The 17,426-nt window shown below is 74.2% G+C and carries 12 protein-coding genes; 5 read left to right on the forward strand and 7 right to left on the reverse strand.

Translation table 11 applies throughout. From position 1 onward, the window contains the following. Positions 1-127 precede the first annotated feature (127 nt). Positions 128-2,116, forward strand: a complete 1,989-nt coding sequence (ligA, locus tag C8E97_RS23780) for an NAD-dependent DNA ligase LigA (protein ID WP_121007706.1) — start codon at positions 128-130, stop codon at positions 2,114-2,116. Between the two features lie 481 nt (positions 2,117-2,597). Here ligA and C8E97_RS23785 read toward each other — a convergent pair whose 3' ends face one another. The 5 genes from C8E97_RS23785 to C8E97_RS23805 form a co-directional block, all read right to left on the reverse strand. Beyond that, on the reverse strand, positions 2,598-3,497 hold the full coding sequence (locus C8E97_RS23785) for a DUF2268 domain-containing putative Zn-dependent protease (protein WP_121007707.1): 900 nt from the start codon (positions 3,495-3,497) through the stop codon (positions 2,598-2,600). Between the two features lie 158 nt (positions 3,498-3,655). Continuing rightward, positions 3,656-5,737 carry an acyltransferase family protein gene (locus tag C8E97_RS23790; protein WP_281275453.1) on the reverse strand — a complete coding sequence of 694 codons (2,082 nt, stop codon included), beginning with the start codon at positions 5,735-5,737 and terminating at the stop codon, positions 3,656-3,658. Between the two features lie 387 nt (positions 5,738-6,124). Further along, complete coding sequence (locus C8E97_RS23795; RefSeq protein ID WP_121007708.1) at positions 6,125-7,717, reverse strand: ABC transporter substrate-binding protein; 1,593 nt, start codon at positions 7,715-7,717, stop codon at positions 6,125-6,127. Positions 7,718-7,736: 19 nt separating this feature from the next. Then, positions 7,737-9,584 carry a hypothetical protein gene (locus C8E97_RS23800; RefSeq protein ID WP_121007709.1) on the reverse strand — a complete coding sequence of 616 codons (1,848 nt, stop codon included), beginning with the start codon at positions 9,582-9,584 and terminating at the stop codon, positions 7,737-7,739. A gap of 169 nt (positions 9,585-9,753) precedes the next feature. Beyond that, positions 9,754-10,344 (reverse strand): LysE/ArgO family amino acid transporter, encoded by a 591-nt coding sequence (locus C8E97_RS23805; RefSeq protein WP_246019107.1) that lies wholly within the window; start codon positions 10,342-10,344, stop codon positions 9,754-9,756. Between the two features lie 68 nt (positions 10,345-10,412). Between C8E97_RS23805 and C8E97_RS23810 the strand changes: the two genes are divergently transcribed. After that, positions 10,413-11,267: a LysR family transcriptional regulator ArgP gene (locus tag C8E97_RS23810; protein ID WP_121007710.1), complete on the forward strand. Its 855-nt coding sequence runs from the start codon at positions 10,413-10,415 to the stop codon at positions 11,265-11,267. A gap of 36 nt (positions 11,268-11,303) precedes the next feature. Here the strand turns inward: C8E97_RS23810 and C8E97_RS23815 are convergent, their stop codons facing one another. Together C8E97_RS23815 and C8E97_RS23820 are read right to left on the reverse strand one after the other, a co-directional pair. Further along, positions 11,304-12,227, reverse strand: coding sequence for an alpha/beta hydrolase family protein (locus C8E97_RS23815; RefSeq protein WP_121007711.1), 924 nt, complete (start codon positions 12,225-12,227; stop codon positions 11,304-11,306). A gap of 65 nt (positions 12,228-12,292) precedes the next feature. Further along, on the reverse strand, positions 12,293-13,447 hold the full coding sequence (locus C8E97_RS23820) for a saccharopine dehydrogenase family protein (RefSeq protein WP_121007712.1): 1,155 nt from the start codon (positions 13,445-13,447) through the stop codon (positions 12,293-12,295). Between the two features lie 182 nt (positions 13,448-13,629). Here C8E97_RS23820 and C8E97_RS23825 point away from each other — a divergent pair, with 182 nt between their 5' ends. The 3 genes from C8E97_RS23825 (at position 13,630) to C8E97_RS23835 (ending at position 17,315) form a co-directional block, all read left to right on the forward strand. After that, on the forward strand, positions 13,630-15,021 hold the full coding sequence (locus C8E97_RS23825; RefSeq protein ID WP_121007713.1) for a CBM96 family carbohydrate-binding protein: 1,392 nt from the start codon (positions 13,630-13,632) through the stop codon (positions 15,019-15,021). A 123-nt stretch (positions 15,022-15,144) separates the two neighbouring features. Next, positions 15,145-16,356: an MFS transporter gene (locus C8E97_RS23830; RefSeq protein ID WP_121007714.1), complete on the forward strand. Its 1,212-nt coding sequence runs from the start codon at positions 15,145-15,147 to the stop codon at positions 16,354-16,356. Further along, positions 16,353-17,315, forward strand: a complete 963-nt coding sequence (locus C8E97_RS23835; protein ID WP_121007715.1) for a TolB family protein — start codon at positions 16,353-16,355, stop codon at positions 17,313-17,315. Before C8E97_RS23830 ends, C8E97_RS23835 begins: the two co-directional genes overlap by 4 nt. The last annotated feature ends 111 nt before the right edge of the window (positions 17,316-17,426 follow it).

The following is a 17,426-nucleotide window of genomic DNA, read 5'->3' on the forward strand; positions in this document are numbered from 1 at the left end:
ACCGGCGGGTGGCGCCGCCGAGCCCGCTCCCCGCCAACCCGCCGACCAGGCCGGACCCCGTGGGACCCGGCCGGGCAGGTCGCGGCCGTGCGCCGAATTGTCGGTGCTCGCGGGTAGCTTGTGGACCGTGGACGCTCAGGAACGCATCCGGGAACTCGCCGACCAGGTCGTGGTGCTGCGGGACGCCTACTACCGGGGTTCGCCGCTGGTGGCGGACGCCGAGTACGACGCGGTCGAGGACGAGCTGCGCGGGCTGATCGCCGCGCACCCGGAGTGGGCGCCCGACCCGAACCCGCTGGAGCAGGTCGGCGCGCCCGCCGTCCTGCACGCGCCGGTCCGGCACTCGCGGCCGATGCTGTCGCTGGAGAAGGCGACCCGGCCGGAGCAGGTGGCGGCGTTCCTCGACCGCTTCCCCGGCCAGCCGGTGGTGGTCATGCCCAAGCTGGACGGGCTGTCGCTGGCGCTGGTCTACGAGGACGGCAGGCTGCTCCGGGCCGTCACCCGCGGTGACGGCACGACCGGCGACGACGTGACGCTGCTGGTCCGCGCCCTGGTCGACGGGGTGCCGGAGCGGGTCGACGCGCCCGGCCGGGTCGAGGTGCGCGGCGAGGCGGTGATGCTCCGGTCGACGTTCGCCGCGTACAACGCGGCGCACCCGGACAAACCGCTGATCAACCCGCGCAACGCCGCCGCGGGCACGCTGCGCGCGAAGGACCCGGCCACGGTCGCCGAGCGCAGGCTGCGGTTCTTCGGGTTCGACCTGGACACCTCCGCCGAGGCCGCCGCCGACCTGGAGGAGGGCCTGCGCGCCCTCGGGTTCGCGGGTGCCGACATGCGGCGCTGCGCCGACGCCGAGCAGGCCCAGGCCGTGATCACCGCGATCGAGCAGGGCCGCGACGACCTCGACTACGACCTGGACGGCGCGGTGCTGCGGCTGGCCGACCGCGACGCCTACGCCGCCGCCGGTACGCGGTCGAACTCGCCGCGCGGCGCGCTGGCCTACAAGTTCGCCGCGGAGGAGAGGACGACGGTCCTGTCCGACGTGGTGTGGGACGTGGGCAAGACCGGCAAGATCGCCCCGGTCGCGTGGTTGGAGCCGGTGTTCGTGGGCGGCACGACGGTCACCCGCGCCACCCTGGCCAACCAGGAGGTGATCCGGGCGCGCGGCATCCGCATCGGCGACACGGTGCTGGTCCGCCGGGCGGGCGACGTGATCCCGTTCGTCGCGGGCGTGCTGGACGAGTCCAAGCGCACCGGCCAGGAGCGGGAGATCGTGCCGCCCGACCGGTGCCCGTCCTGCGACCAGCCGCTGACCGAGCAGGGCAACAGCCGGGAGCTGTTCTGCACCAACGTCTCGTGCCCCGCGCAGACCGTGCGCCGGCTGATCCACTGGGCCTCGCGCGCGGCGGCGGACATCGAGGCGGTCGGTCCGGTGTGGATCGAACGGCTCGCCGAGGCCGGGATGCTCGAACACCCCTCGGACTTCTACCGCCTGACCAAGGAGCAGCTGCTGGAGTTCGACCGCATCGGCGAGGTGTCGGCCACGCGGATGATCGAGTCGATCGACGCCGGCCGCCGGGTCGGGCTGCGCCGGGCGCTGATCGGGCTCGCCATCCCGATGGCGTCGGAGGGCACCGCCACCCGGTTGTGCCGAGCGGGGTTCACCTCGCTGGAGGAGGTGGCCGACGCGGGCGAGGAACGCCTCGTGGCCGTCGAGGACATCGGCCCGAAGGTCGCCGCGTCGCTGACCGAGCACCTGAACCGGCTGCGGCCCGAGCTGACCAGGCTGCGCGAGTGCGGCGTCTCGCTCGACGTGCGCGAGGAGGACCTGCCGCCGGTCGTCGCGGCCGACGCGCCGCTGGCAGGCAAGACGGTGGTGGTCACCGGCGCGATCAACGACCCGAGGTCCGGTGAGAAGGTGCCCCGCCCGGCCTTCCAGCGGCTGTGCGAGAAGGCGGGCGCGACCACCGCGTCCTCGGTGTCGGCGAGCACCGACTACCTGATCACCGGCGCGGACGTCGGCGCGAGCAAGATCGCGAAGGCCGAGAAGCTGGAGGTGGAGGTGGTCGACCAGGCGGTGATCTGGCAGCAGCTGATCGCGGCAGGCATCGCGTGAGACCTCGCGTGGGACCGTTCAGCCGTCGCGCCGCGCCCGGTGTGCCGGGGACGGGGTGGTCGGCAGCCCGGCCGTGCCGCAGGACGGGGCCGTGCACGGACCGCGCCGTACCGCAGGGCGGTTGCGCCGGGGCCGGGCGGACCGGCGGTGCTGCCGTTCTGCTGCGCGACGCGCCGCCGGCCCCGCCATGCCCGTGCGCCGACACGCCGCCTGCCGCGCACCGACACGCCGCCTGCGCTCTCACCCGACACGCCGCCTGCCGCGCACCGACACGCCGCCTGCCCGCGCACCGATGCGCCGCCTGCGCTCTCACCCGACGCGCCGCCTGCGCTCTCACCCGACGCGCCGACCGCCCTGTCAGCCGGTGAGCCCCACCAGCCGACACACCGCCCGCCCCACCAGCCGGTGAGCCGACGGCCCTGTCAGCCGGTGCGCCGACGCGTCGGTGGCCCTGCCGACATGCCACGGCGGCATGGCGGGGTCACGTCCGGGCCGGTCGCAGCAGCGAGAGCGCGGTGTCGACGACCTCCCGGCTGTCCGCCAGGAGCGCCTCCGCCGCGGTGCGCCCCGTCGCCGCCAGGTAGGCGTCGACCAGCCGGTTGCCCACGGCGTAACCGGCGCCGGTCGGCAACCCGACCGGCGGCACGCCGTACCGGGCCGCGACCTCGTCGCCGAGCACCCACGCCGTGAAGTCTCGCATCCCGGTCACCCCCAGCCCGGAGACGACCTTGTCGAACACCGCCTCGTCGCGCAGGTGCGGCACCCCGATCCGGGCGTGACCGAGTTCGTCGCCGTAGAGCTGACGGGCGAAGGCGTCGGCCAGCCCCTCCGACACCACCTGCTCACCGACCGTGACCGTCGCCGGGTCCCACACCACCGCGCCGGGCCCGTACCGCAGGTTGTGGTGCAGCTCGTGGACCGCCGTCGCCTCCACCCGCGCCAGGTTCTCCGGGAACGGCCAGAGGTTGAGGTACAGGTACCCGGTCACGCTGCCGTTCGCCGTCATGCCCAGGGTCGTGCGCAGGAAGTGCTCGTCACCCGGATCGCCGAGGACCACCAGCACAGTCAGGTCTGGCACGACGACGTCCGGGGTCGCCGCGAGCTGCACGGCCAGCGCCTCCTCCAGCGCGCGCCCCACCCGACCCCACACGTCGGCGTCGGCCATCGCGTCCAGCGCCGCCAGGCACCGCTCCTCGTCCCGGTCGAGCGGGAACCCCGACCCCATCCGGTGCAGCTCGACGAGGTCCACCTCATCCGGGAAGTACCGGTACATTCCGGCGGCGGGCGCGACCATCGCCCGCAGCAGCTCGGGCCGGTCGGCCGACGGCGCGCGCAGGATCCGCCGCATCGCCGGGCAGGTGTCCAGAACCGTGATCGTCATGGCCGGGACGCTAAACCTTGCCGTAACCGGAGAATCAAGCCCGTTCGCGCCGGACGCCCGCCCGCGGCGAGCCGGCGGCGGCTGATCGGGGCAGGCGTCGCGCGACACCGTTCCGCCGCGGGCGGCCGGTTCCGCGGCACGTGCGCGCACCGACCCGACTACTCGCCGAGCCTCGCCACCAGTTCCCGCTCGACCATCGGTGTCATGGTGGCCGCGTAGGTGGCGCTGACGTGGTTGTCGTCCAGGTACACGTGCACGTTGCCGATCACGGGCGGGCACAGGGTGTCGTCGCAGAACAGGTCGCTGAAGTCCGCGAAGGACACGTTGGGCGGCAGGTCGGGCAGCTCCGCGTACGGCGGCTCCACCGTGAGCAGTTCGGCCCTGGGCGTGCTGCACGGCTCCGCGTCCATGCCGTTGGCGACCAGGCAGGCCGACGGCGAGAACCCGAAGCGCGGGTTGTCCCGCACGGCCAGGACCGGGATGCCCGCGCGGTCCAGTGCCCGCCACTGCTCGACGAAACCGGGCGGTGTCCGCTCGGTCAGGCCGACCCGCACGTCGCGGCTGCCGTTGGTGACCACCAGGTCGGGCCGCAGCGCGCGGATCTCCTCGGCGGCGTCCGCGTTCCACTGGACGCACCCTCGGTCGCCGGGCATGGCGTCGGCGTCGACCGAGAACGGGCACGCGCCGCGCAGCATGAAGGTGACCCCCCAGTTCCGCCCCTCCGCGATCGACCAGATCACGCCGAGGTACTGCTGCATGTGCGAGTCGCCCACCACCACGATCCGCTTGGCGGGCGTCGACGTGCCCGGCGCGGTGCAGATCTCCAGCCCCTTGTTGCGCGGTGAGCGCGTGCAACGGCTCCCGGCGATGCCCGCGAAGTCGCGCGGCAGGGTCACCATCGGCGGGATGATCGTCGCCTCCTCCGAGCCCCAGTACTCGAACTCCGGGGTGCGGGCGAGCGCGCCCGGATGGTCGGGGTCGTCCACCAGCACCGCGTAGGAGGCGGCCTTGCGCAGGCTCACCACCTGCCAGCAGCCCGCCGCCACCAGCACGGGCACCAGCGCGAGGACGCCGAGCCGGTAGCCGCTCCACCGCCCGCCGCCGGACCGGCGGGCGGGCACCTCCACCAGGTGGTGGGTCGCGACGGACAGCGCCGCGGACACCGCGATGACGAACACGCCGCCGGCGAGCCCGACCTCCTCCCTGCCGCGGATCACCAGGTAGAACACCAGCACCGGCCAGTGCCACAGGTACAGCGAGTAGCCCAGGTCACCCAGGTGGCGCAGCGCGGGCGAGACGAGCACGCGGTCCACGCCGAACCGGCTGGACGTCGCGCCCGCGGCGATCACGGCGGCACCGCAGAGCGTCGGCCACAGCGCGAGCCAGCCGGGGAACACGCTGCCGACCTGGAGCACGAGCCCGCAGGCCACCAGACCGATCGCGCCGGCCCACCCCAGGGCGATCCGCGCCGGCCGGGGCGCCGCGAACCGCTCCACGCCGAGCGCGAGCAGGCCGCCGAGCGCGAACTCCCAAGCCCTGGTCAGCGAGTGGAAGTAGGCCAGGGGCTGGTCCGCCGCCGTGAGCACGACCGAGTACGCCAGCGAGCCGGCGAACACGGCGGCCAGGAGCACCGCCAGCGGTCGGCGGACACCCGTGCCCGCGCGGCGGGCCACGGCGGCGAGCGCGGCCACCAGCACCGGCCAGACGAGGTAGAACTGGCCCTGGATGGCCAGCGACCAGAAGTGCTGCACGACGCTGGCGTGGTTGTGCCGCCCGAAGTAGTCCGCGGCGTCCGCCACGAGCTGCCAGTTCTCCAGGAACAGCGCCGCGGCGACGACCTCCCGGATCGTCTGGAACCACCGGCTCTCGGGCAGCGCCACCACACCGACCGCCATGACCCCCGCCAGGACGACCGCCGCGGCGGGGACCAGCCGCCGGATCACCCGCCCCCACAGCGCGCCGAGGTCGATCCCGCCGCTCGCCGCCGCCCGCGCGAGCTGCCCGGTCAGCAGGAAGCCGGAGAGCAGGAAGAACACGTCGACGCCGCCGGAGACCCGGCCGAGCCACACGTGGTAGACGACCACCAGCACCACCGCGACCGCGCGGAGCCCCTGGAGCTCGGGCCGGTACCGCCGCGGGCCACCCGTCGGCGAGGCGGACCCGGAGGTGGGCCCGGAGGCGAGCGGCGCGCTGGTCGGCGTGGCGTTCGGCAAGATCAACTCCAGGGTCGGGACGGCCACCTCGCCGACCAGACTTCCCGGCACACCCCGGCCGACCGCGGACAGCGGCCACGCCGAGCAAGGACCATACCCGACGCCGCGTCGACCGACCCGCGGGGTCGGCGCGAAGGCCCGCGGACGAGCCGTCGGGCCACCCGCGAACCGTGCCCACCGGCCCGCACCCCACGTGCCGCCCTCGGCCCACCCGCACGGTCACGATCCGCGACCGCACCGCCACCTGTCGCACGCGGCTCCGAACCCGGACCGAGCGCCCGTCCGCCACCCCTGACCGCCGCCACCCCCGACCGCCGCCACCCCCGACCGCCGCCGCTCCCGACTGCCGCCGCTCCCGACTGCCGCCACCACCGGATACCACCGCGCCCGGACGCCGCCGCGCCCGAACCGACGTCACCGGCAGTGCGTGTCGGCCGGGTTGCTGCGCGCGTCCACCCGCACGGTCGCCGGCCGCTTGCCCTCGCGCGGCGGGCAGAGCTGGACCGCCACCGGGTCGCCGGTCCGGTTGCCGCTGTTGTCGAACTCGATCCGCCCGCCCGCCCCGAGCCGCCCGGTGCCCGCCGCGAACCCGCTGATGGCGCTGTTGAGCACACCGCGGGTCACCTCGCTGTTGGCGCTGAGCGTCCGCACCGCCTCCGACACCGTGTGCAGCGCGTCGTAGGCGTTGATCGCCCACCCGCCGTCGAGGTGCGCGGTGTCGAAGCCCGCCGCCTCGAACAGGCCCTCCAGCGTCGCGAACTCGGTGTTGCCGCCGCGCAACGAGTCCGCGTCCGCGAGCGGCGTGTACACCAGCCGCAGCGTCCCGTCGCGGAACACCGGCGACTCCAGCGCCTGCCGCCGCGCGCCCTCCAGCTCCGGGTCGTGGTCCGGCACGCGCATCCGCACCGCGTCCGACGTGCTGACCACGGTGATCGAGGTCGCCTCGCACAACCCGTTGCGGTACTGCTCGTCGACGCTGCGCAGGAACCGGCCCAGGTCGCGGCTGCGGGCGATGTAGAACGCGGACACGCTGCCCTGCCGCCCGCAGATCCGCTGCGCCGCGTAGCCCACCGTCGCCGGGTCCGTCGGGTCGAACTTCACCTCCGGGCGCTCGCCCAGCCCCCGCACGAACGGCAGGGCGGTGCAGGTGTACGGGTCGCGCTTGTCGTTCGGCGTCACGATGAAGTCGGGCGCCGCCTTCAGGAAATCGCCCAGCAGCTTGATCTGCTTGGCGTTGCGGTGCGACACGCGGTAGAAGTAGCCCTCGCCGATGCCGTTGTCGTACGTCGCGCCCTCGTCGCACGTCGAGAAGTCGGGCCGGTCGGCGGCCGAGCCGTCGGCGTCGAAACCCTCCGCGGTGATCAGGGCGCCCACCATCGGCATCGGTTGGCCCGGCCTGCCCAGCTCGTCGGCGGCGTCGGCCGACCGCTGGTCGCTCAGGCCGAGGCCGACCGCCGCGACCACGGCGGGGTCCTCGCGCACCAGCTCGGCGACGCGCCGCGCGGCCTGCTGCGCCGCGCCCAGGTGCGCGACCTTCAGCTTGATCGGGTGGATGCAGCCGACGCCGTTGGCCCTGGCCTGCGCGGCGGCGTAGCCCTCGATCTCGTGCAGGGCGCGACCGCCGCCGTTGGGCGTGGTCAGGGTGGACAGGACCGCCACCGTCACGGGCGTCGCGCCGGGCCGGCAGCCGCCCTTGCCCGCCTGGTCGTTCTGCTCGGCGATCCGGGCCAGCACCGGGCCGAACTCGGCGAGCCCGAACGCGTACGGCCCGGACGTCACGCCGACGCACTCGCCGTCCTCGGTCCAGAGGTCGTCGGACGGCAGGCCGTCGCGGCAGCCCACCCGCGCGGACAGCCAGCCCGCGGCCAGGTAGCCCGGCACCGCCGCCACGAGCACGACCGCGACGAGCACGACCCGCAGCCACTTGTCCCACCAGCTCCGGAAGAACTTGCCGCGGCGCGGGTACACCCCGAGGTGGAACCTGTCCCTCAGCTCTTCCGGTTGCATGGCAGCGGCTCCTTCCCGATCAGCACAGCCGCTCCGCGAGGCGGTGGTAGTGCTGGGCGCGCAACAGGAACGCCTCGGAGGACCCGGCCAGCGTCCGCAGGTCGTTCTCCGCCAGCAGGTACCGGCGGCACAACGCCCTGCGCTCGCTCAGCCGGGGGTCGCCGAGCGCGTGCAGGGTCGTGACGAGGCGTCCGACGACATCGCGGCCGTCCACGCCGGACGATCCCGGCGCGGTGGACAGGCGCGGTGTCGCGGTGATGCCGTCCACCAGCTCCAGCCACCGCTCGTCGCCCAGCTCCGGCAGCAGCGCGGCGAGCTCCCGCGCGACCGGCCCGGTGTGGCCGAGGGCCAGCTCGTGGTGCAGCCGGCCCTCCCGGTCGTCGTCCGCCCGCGCCTGGTCGCGCAGCATCGTGAACACGGTGGTCCAGTCGAGGCCGCCCGTGCGGGCCGCGAGGGCGCGCAGCCCCAGGTACCGGACGAACCTCGGCAGCGCGGCCTGCTCCCGCGCGCGACCGGACCAGAGGGTCGTCGACGTCATCAGGTCCAGGCCCGGCGGCTCGTCCAGCAGTTCCCGCAGCTTCCCGGCCTCGGCCCGGTGGCGGGCGGCGGACAGCGTCACCAGGTGCTCGCCCACGTCGTCACCCGGCCCCAGGCCCCGGATGATCCGGCTGAGCAGCTCCTCCTCGACGGTGCGGCTCGCGGTGGTGCCGGGGCGCGCCAGCACCTCGTCCACCCGGTCGACCAGGCCGGGCGCGCCCTCCAGGGCGCTCAGCACCAGGTCGGTGGCGGCGGCGTGCCCGCCGGTCAGCCGGTGCACGGCGTCGGCGACGCGGCGGGTGCCCAACTCCGGCGGCCAGATGTGGGCGCGGGCCAGGTCGTGCACGTCCTGCTCGGTCAGCTCGCCGAGGTCGATGGACAGCCACGGCGGGCGCGCCTCGTCCCGGCCGGGCAGGTCGCCCGCGAGCCGGCCGTCGCTGGTGGTGACCACGACGAGCGGGTCGGTCGGGGTCGACAGCGGGTCGGGCGAGCGGTTGGCGCGGCTGCGCCGCATCCGCAGCAGGGCGGTGATGAACGACCGCGCGGTGGGCGCGTCGCCCTCGTCCAGCAGCACCAGCGCGTTCCAGGGTCGCCCGGCGACCTTGGCGAGGCTCTCCCGCACGTCCGCGAGCAGGGCGGCCACCAACAGGTCGTCCACGTCGCCGCGCACGTCCGGCGTGTCGATCGCGGCCTGCCTGCTCAGCTGCACCAGGGCGGCGATCGGGTCGAAGCGCAGGCCGTTGTCCTGGTGGCCGAACCACACCAGCGCCTCGTCCCAGGTGAACCTGGCCAGCCGGGACGCCCGCCGCAGCCGGTCCACGATGCCCTGCGCCACGGCGTCGGCCACCGCGTCCGCGCCGGGCACGGTCGGCGTCACCGCGCCGAGCGAGGTCCGCAGCAGCTCGCCGACCAGCGTGATGAGCGCGTCGCGGTCGCGGTACTCGACGAGCCGCCTGCGCATGGCCTGCTTGGCCCGCTCGGGGTCGACGTCGGGCACGGGGCTCTCCATCGCGATGTGCGCGAGCACCACGCGCGGGAACTTCACCTCGTACCCGTTCACCTTCTCGCTCAGCCCCTGCATCACGGCGATCAGCAGGGGGCGCAGCGAATGGGTGTCCGGGTCGTCCACCAAACGGGCGTCCACCCACACCGTCGGCGTGTTCGCCTTCCACCGCGCCCACTGCTGGCGCAGGAATTCGGTGCGCCCGGAACCGCCGTAGCCCTCGATCACCAGCACCGGGCGGTCGCGACCGGTCGGCACCGGTGGCGAGCCGTCCACCAGCACCAACTGCTCCACCAAGGACACCAGGCCGGACCGGCCCACGAACATGCGCGCACCTCCGCGGGAGTCATCCGGCCACCAGTCATCCGGCCACCTTTCGGTCGCGCAATATTACTTGATCGCCCGGTCGCGCCGAGGCGAACGATCGAAGTCCGAATTTATTCGCGGTGAATTGGCATCGATTCGGCGCGTGATTCCCCGGAATATCGGACCGCCCTCAGGGGCCGAGCGCCAGCGAAACACCGGTCGCGGTCACGACGACCGCGACCGCGCCGTCGAGCACCCGCCACGCCGACGGGCGGGTGAACACGCCGGACAGCCACCGCGCGCCGAACCCGAGCGAGGTGAACCACAGCGCGCTGCCCGCCATCGCCCCGAGCCCGAACCACCAGCGGTGGTCGCCGAACGAGGTGGACGCGGTGCCCAGCAGCAGCACGGTGTCCAGGTACACGTGCGGGTTGAGCCAGGTCAGCGCGAGGCACGTGACGACGGCCGCCGACGCCGCACCGCCGAGCCGCAGCGCGGCCGGTCGCAGCACCCGCCGCACCGCGAGCACCCCGTAGCCGACGAGGAACGCCGCGCCGACCCAGCGGACGGCGGTGAGCACCGCGGGCCACGCGGTGAGCACCCCGCCGACACCACCCACGCCGAGGGCGATGAGCACCGCGTCGGAGGCGGCGCAGATCGCCACCACCGCGGGCACCTGTCGGCGCAGCACGCCTTGGCGGAGCACCAGCGCGTTCTGCGCGCCGATGACGACGATCAGGGACAACCCGGCACCCAGGCCGGCAAGCATCGCGTGCAGCACGCCGACACGCTAAGCAGGCCGCGATGACAAGGCCAGCTACAGTTTCTTCAGTAACATAAGCAACCGTGATGCTCGATCCGGAGGCCGTGCGGACCCTGCTGGCCGTGGTGGACGAGGGCACGCTCGACGCGGCGGCCCGGACGCTGCACATCACGCCGTCCGCGGTGAGCCAGCGCATCAAGGCGTTGGAGCAGCGCACCGGCCGCGTGCTGCTGGTGCGCGCGAAACCGGCGCGCCTCACCCCGTCCGGCGCGGTGGTCGCCCGCTACGCCAGGCAACTGGCGCTGCTCGAACAGGACGCGTTCGCCGGCCTCGGCCTGGTCGAACGCCCGACGCCGATCCAGGTGGCGGTGAACGCGGACTCGCTGTCGACCTGGTTCCGCGCCGTGGTCCGGGAACTGGCGGCCGACGACGGCCTCGTGCTGGGGGTGCTCCGCGACGACCAGGACCACACGGCGGAGGCGCTGCGGCAGGGGCTCGTCGTCGCGGCGGTCACGTCGTCGCCGCGGCCGGTGCAGGGGTGCCGCGTCCGTCCACTCGGGAGGATGCGCTACCACGCCGTGGCGAGCCGGGCGTTCGCGCGGCGGTGGTCGGACGCGCCGCTGGACGAGCTGCCGGTCGTGGTGTTCGACGAGAAGGACGACCTGCAGGACGCGTTCTGCCGCTCCGTCACGGGCCGCCCGGCCTCGGCGCACCGCCACGTCCTGCCCGACGGCCCGGTGTTCGAGGACGCCGTGGCGGCGGGCGCGGGCTGGGCGCTGCTCAGCGAGCACCAGGTCAGGCGTCACCGGCGGCTGACCCACCTCCACCCCGACCGGCCGGTCGACGTGCCCCTGCACTGGCAGCAGTGGAAGCTCGACTCACCACCGCTGCAACGGGTGGCCGACGCCGTGTTCCGCGCGGCACGGGAAGAGCTGCGCTAGCACGCGCCCTCGGAGCCGGTCATGCGCCCGGCGCGGTCAGGCGCGAAGCCCGGTCCGGTCGGTGATCCACCGGGTCAGGGTGTCGAGGTAGCCGGGTGCCAGGCGGGCGCCGCCCCCGGTCCGGACGCGGTGGTCCGCGCCGGGGAACACCTCGACGGTCAGCGTCGCCCGGCGGTCGCGGTCGCCGTGGCAGGCCGCGACCGTGAACAGGCGGATGCTCTCCGCCACCGGGACCAGCTCGTCGTCCGCACCGAAGACCACCAGGTGCGGGCAGCGCAGGCGCACCACGTCCGGGATCGGGTCGTGGTCCTGCTTGCGCTTGAGGAATCGCCACCAGCGCTCGTCCACCTCGGCCGCGTGCTCGGTGAACGCCGTCGGCGGGTCCTGGGCGAGCCGGGCCGCCTCGGCGAACTCGGCGTCGCGGCGACCGGCCTCGATCACGCGGTCGTAAGCGGCCAGCGCGGCCTCGACCTCGTCCTCGGTGATACCCCCGGCCCGTCGAAGAGCGGTGGAGAGCGCGTAGCGGTCCTGCGCGGCGGGTGTCATGCCGGGGCCGCCGTTGGTGACGACCCACGGCACGTCATCGCGCAACGCGGTGGCGCGCAGGACGACCCAGCCGCCTTCGCTGTGCCCGAACAACCCGACGGCCTCGCCGCGCACCTCCGGCCGCGCGCGCAGGAAGTCCAGCGCGGCGGCCGCGTCCGACGCCAGGTCGTCGATCGTCGCGTCGAGCCAGTCACCGGACGACTCGCCGACGCCGCGCTTGTCGTAGGACAGCACGGCGATCCCCGCGTCCACCAGGTGCCGCCGGATCTCCGGGAAGTGCGCGTCGTTGTCCCGGTCCGACGGCCCCGACCCGCCGACCATGACCACACCCGGCACCGGCGCACCGCGGTCGGGCACGGTCAGCGAACCGGCCAGCACCACGCCGGCGTTGGCGAAGGCGACGTTCTCCGACATGGCTCCCCCTGGTGTCGACGGTGATCGCAGCGTAGCCCCCGCCTCCACCCGATCCGGGGCGGTGGCTAGAGCACGTCGAACCGGATGCCCGCCCGCACCAGCCGGGAGGTCAGCGCGTCGCCCATCGCCACGGCCGTGGTCACCTGCCCGGCCGTCGTCGGCAGGTGGTCGAAGGCCAGGCACAGCGCGGACTCCGCGAGCATCTTCGCCGTCTCGCCGTAACCGGGGTCGCCGCCGGACACCTCCGTCACCACGCGCCGCCCGCCGCCCTCGCCGAAGAACCGCACCCGGAACCACGACCGCGCCCGCTGCTCGGGCGACGGGCCCTCGCCGGGCTTCTTCCGGTCCAGCAACCACTTCCGGGCCGGCGGCACCTGCGCCAGCGCCAGCAGCGCGCCCACGCCGCCCACCAGGGCCAGGGCGGTCGGCAGCCGGCGCACCGCGAGGTGGTGCGCGTAGGAGAAGTCGGGACCGTACCGGTCCAGGGCCGCCGCCGAGCGCAGCACCACCTGCGGGTCGATGGTCGGCGCGGGCAGCACCCACGCGCCGATCCTCTTGTCGTGTCCCGGTATCCCCATCCGGCCCCGGACGGTCCGCCCGACCGGCCGGCCCTCGACCCGACGCCGTGCGCGGGCCGCGGCGGCGGAGGGGCCCAGGCGCGAGAGGGCCGTCAGCGCCGAGTGGAACGTGCCACCGGAGAACGTGCCCGACGCGCTCGCGAAGCCCTCCACCGCGATCGGCACGCCTTCGGGCAGCCGCCGGACGGTGAAGTACGCGCCCAGGTCGTACGGGATCGAGTCGAACCCGCAGGCGTGCACCAGCCGCGCGCCGGATTCCACCGCCGTCGCGTGGTGGCGCAGGTAGGAGCGGTCGACGAATTCGGGTTCACCGCACAGGTCCACGTAGTCGGCACCCGCCCGCGCGCACGCCGCCACGAGGCCGTCGCCGTGGCGCACGTACGGCCCGACGGTCGTGGCGACCACGCGCGCCGACCGCGCGACCGCGTCCAGTGAGCGTTGGTCGGTCGCGTCGGCGGTGAGCAGGTCCAGGCCGGCCGCCGCCGGGTGCAGCTCCGCCAACCGCTCGCGCACCGCCGCCAGCTTGGCCGGGTCGCGCCCCGCCAACGCCCAGCGCGTGCCCTCCGGCGCGTGCTCCGCCAGGTACGCCGCGGTGAGCGCTCCGGTGAACCCTGTCGCACCGAACAGCACGAGGTCGTACATCCGCCGCCTTCCGAGACATCGTCACGAAGTCAACGACCGCGAGCACGCGGAGTCGGGGACCCGGCAACGGCGTTGGCCCGCAGTTCACCGGGCTGATCCCAGCCGATCACCCCACCGTGTCCACGCGTGCCTACCGTTCCCGTGGCCCTTGTCCGGTATATCAGGAAACGAAGGGTTTCGGCATGTCAGGTCGAAGGGCCACCATCGCGCTGCTCGCCGTAGGCGTGCTCACCGCGACCACCCTCACCGTCGTCGCCACGTCCGACCGCGCTCCCTCCGCGTCGGCCGCCACCACCACCTTCACCCCTTCAGCGGACACCTACGTCGACAACTCCGCGACCGGCACGAACCACGGCGCGTCCGGTCAGCTCGGCGTGGACAACTCCCCGATCAAGCGATCCTTCCTCAAGTTCACCGTGTCGGGGCTGTCCGGCGCGGTCAGCACGGCGAAGCTGCGCCTGCACACCGACGACGTGTCCGGGTCGCAGAGCCCGAGCGGCGGCACGTTCCGGTCGATGACCGACACCACGTGGTCGGAGACCGGTGTCACCTGGAACACCCAACCCGCCATCGACGGCGCGACGCTGGGCACGCTGGGCGCGGTGTCCCGCAACGCCTGGTACGAGGTCGACGTGACCTCCTACGTCACGGGCAACGGCACCTTCGCCATCGGCGTGACCTCGGGCAGCACCGACGGCGCGGACTACGACTCGCGCGAGAGCGGCGCGACCGCACCGCAGCTCGTCGTCACCACCGGCACGACGACCACCACGACCGCGCCGCCCGCCGGCGACCCGGTGCTGGTCGGCGCGGGCGACATCTCGAACTCCGGTTCGGGCGACAGCGCGACCGCCGCGCTGCTCGACGGCATCCCCGGCACCGTGTTCACCATCGGCGACAACGTCTACGACAGCGGCACCACCGCGGAGTTCACCACCTACTACGACCCGACGTGGGGCAGGCACAAGGCCCGCACCCGGCCGTCGCCGGGCAACCACGACTACAACACGAGCGGCGCGACCGGCTACTACGGCTACTTCGGCGCGCAGGCCGGTCCGTCCGGGCAGGGCTACTACTCCTACGACCTGGGCAACTGGCACATCGTCTCGCTGAACTCCAACATCGGCATGGCGGCGGGCTCGGCGCAGGAGCAGTGGCTGCGCAACGACCTCGCGGCCAGCACCAAGCCGTGCACGGCTGCCTACTGGCACCACCCGCTGTTCACGTCGGGCGCCAACCACGCGCCGTCGACGGCGACGCGCCCGCTGTTCCAGGCGCTGTACGACCACAACGCCGACGTCGTGCTGTTCGGCCACAACCACCAGTACGAGCGGTTCGCACCGCAGAACCCGAGCGGCGCGCTCGACACCGCTCGCGGCATCCGCACGTTCGTCGCCGGCATGGGCGGCGCGAGCCACTACAGCTTCGGCACCATCAAACCCAACAGCGAGGTGCGCAACAGCGACACCTACGGCGTGCTGAAGCTGACGCTGCACAGCAACAGCCTCGACTGGCAGTTCGTGCCCGAGGCGGGCAGGTCCTTCACCGACAGCGGCACCACCGCCTGTCACTGACGCCGACCACGGCACCACCGCGTGCCACCGACCTCGTCAGCGGCACCACCGCGTGCCACCGACCCACCGCCGCACCCGGTCCGACGGGCCGGGTGCGGCGGCTCGCCCCGAAGGAGGTCCGCCGTGTACCTGTCCACGATCGACCGCCCCCGAGCAGGCGGCTGGAAAGGCGTCAGCGCCAACGTGTTCGCGCTCGGCGCGGTCAGCCTGGTCACCGACGTCTCGTCCGAGATGGTCACCGCCGTCCTGCCGCTCTACCTCGTCGTCGGGCTCCAGCTCAGCCCCGCCGCGTACGGCGTGGTCGACGGCGTGTACACCGGGGCCACCACGCTGCTGCGGCTGGCCGGCGGCTACCTCGCCGACCGCACCACCAGGCGGAAAGCCGTGGCGGGGTTCGGTTACGCGCTCTCGGCGGTGGCCAAGCTCGGCCTGCTCGCCGCCGGCACGTCCACCGCGCTCCTCGGCGCGGTGATCACCGCCGACCGGGCGGGGAAGGGGCTGCGCACCGCGCCGCGCGACGCGTTGATCACGCTGTCCACGCCGTCCGGTGACCTGGGGCGCGCGTTCGGCGTGCACCGGGCGATGGACGGCATCGGCGCGTTCGCGGGGCCGTTGGTGGCGCTGGCGGTGCTCGCCGCCGCAGGCGAGTCGTTCGACTCGGTGTTCGTAACCAGCTCCTGCGTCGCCGCGCTGGGTGTGGTGATCCTGCTGGTGTTCGTGCGGGACCACCGCTCCGCCGTGCCGGCCACGCCCGTGCGCCCGTCGGCGGTGGTGGAGCTGTTGCGGGACAGGGACGTCCGCCGGGTCGTGCCGGCGGCGGCCGTGCTGGGGCTGGCGACCATCGGCGACGGGTTCGTGTACCTGTTGCTACAGAAGCGGGAGGGGCTCGCCATCGGCTGGTTCCCGCTGCTGGCCGTGGGCACGAGCCTGGTCTACCTGCTGCTCGCCGCGCCGATGGGCGCGCTGGCCGACCGGGTCGGGCGGCTGCCCGTGGTGCTGGGCGGTTACGCGGCGCTGGTCGCCGTGTACCTGCTGGTCTTCGGGCCGCTGGGTGGTCTGCCGTTGGTCGCGGTCGTGCTGGTGCTGTACGGGTTCTTCTACGCGGCGACGGACGGGGTGCTGATGGCGTTGGCCGGCCCGGTGCTGCCGGAGCGGTTGCGCGCCACCGGGATCGCGCTGGTGCAGAGCGGGCAGGCGGTGGCGTACCTGGGTTCGTCGGTGCTGTTCGGGCTGGCCTGGCAGTTCTGGGGTCCGGAGACCGCGACCCGCCTGGCCGCGTGCGGGGTGGTCCTCGCCCTCGCCGCCACCGCCGTGCTGATGGGGCGGCGCGCGTGAGCGGGCTCCCGGTCCGCGCCCGGTTCGCCGTCACGGCGGCCGCCGCCCTCGTGCTCGCCGGGGTCGCCGTCGGCTACACCGCGCTGTCGTCCGGGCCCGGTGGCGACGTGGTGGCGGGCGCGGTGTCCGGGCCCCGGTTGCAGGTGCTGGGCAACGGGCGGCTGTCGGTGGTGTCGCGCACCGACCCGTCCGCGCCGCGCGAGGTGACCGACCAGCGCTGCGACCGGGCGTACGCGGCGGGCGGGACGATCGCGTGCCTGCGCCCGGTCGGCCCGCTGAAGGCGGGCGGGCTGGCGGTGCTCGACTCGTCGCTGCGCGAGCTGCGGACCGTGCCGCTGACCGGGTTCCCCAACCGCGCGCGGGTGTCGGCCAGCGGCCGGATGGTGGCGTGGACGCTGTTCGTGGACGGGCATTCCTACGCGGCCAACGGGTTCTCCACCAGCACCGGCATCCTGGACACGCGGACCGGCGCGCTGGTGACCTCGCTGGAGGAGTTCACGTCCACAGTGGACGGCTCGGTGGTGACGGCGGCCGACCGGAACTACTGGGGCGTCACGTTCGCCGCCGACGACAACCGCTTCTACGCCACCATGTCCACCGGTGGTCACCGGTACCTGGTGGAGGGCGACTTCGCGGCACGGACGGTGAAGGCGCTGGCGGACGACGTCGAGTGCCCGTCGCTGTCACCGGACGGCACGCGGATCGCGTTCAAGGCGGCCGTCGGCGGCGACCCGCAGCGGGGGTGGCGGCTCTCGACGCTGGACCTGGCGACGATGGCGGTCACGCCGTCGGCCGAGGCGCGGAGCGTGGACGACCAGCCGGCGTGGCTGGACGACCGCACCATCGCCTACGGGGTGCAGCGCGGCGACGGCGTGAACGACGTGTGGGTGGTGCCGGCGGACGGCACCGGCTCGCCACGCGTGCTCGTGCCGGAGGCGAACTCCCCCGCGCCGCTGTAGGTCCCGGCCGCCCGTCCTGGGGGTCGGGCGGCCGGGGACCACCCGGACCCGGCGGCCGGCGCGCCACCGGACCCGCCCGCGGCACCCAGGGCCCGGCCCCGCGCCGAGCAG

Source organism: Saccharothrix australiensis (assembly GCF_003634935.1).
In the GTDB taxonomy this organism is placed as follows: Bacteria; Actinomycetota; Actinomycetes; order Mycobacteriales; family Pseudonocardiaceae; genus Actinosynnema; species Actinosynnema australiense.

Excerpts from the sequence above, each read along its gene's own strand:
- C8E97_RS23795 (WP_121007708.1), bottom strand. The coding sequence starts at position 7,717 with ATGCAACCGGAAGAGCTGAGGGACAGGTTCCACCTCGGGGTGTACCCG.
- C8E97_RS23820 (WP_121007712.1), bottom strand. The coding sequence starts at position 13,447 with ATGTACGACCTCGTGCTGTTCGGTGCGACAGGGTTCACCGGAGCGCTC.
- C8E97_RS23825 (WP_121007713.1), top strand. The coding sequence starts at position 13,630 with ATGTCAGGTCGAAGGGCCACCATCGCGCTGCTCGCCGTAGGCGTGCTC.
- C8E97_RS23800 (WP_121007709.1), bottom strand. The coding sequence starts at position 9,584 with ATGTTCGTGGGCCGGTCCGGCCTGGTGTCCTTGGTGGAGCAGTTGGTG.
- C8E97_RS23810 (WP_121007710.1), top strand. The coding sequence starts at position 10,413 with ATGCTCGATCCGGAGGCCGTGCGGACCCTGCTGGCCGTGGTGGACGAG.
- C8E97_RS23815 (WP_121007711.1), bottom strand. The coding sequence starts at position 12,227 with ATGTCGGAGAACGTCGCCTTCGCCAACGCCGGCGTGGTGCTGGCCGGT.
- C8E97_RS23785 (WP_121007707.1), bottom strand. The coding sequence starts at position 3,497 with ATGACGATCACGGTTCTGGACACCTGCCCGGCGATGCGGCGGATCCTG.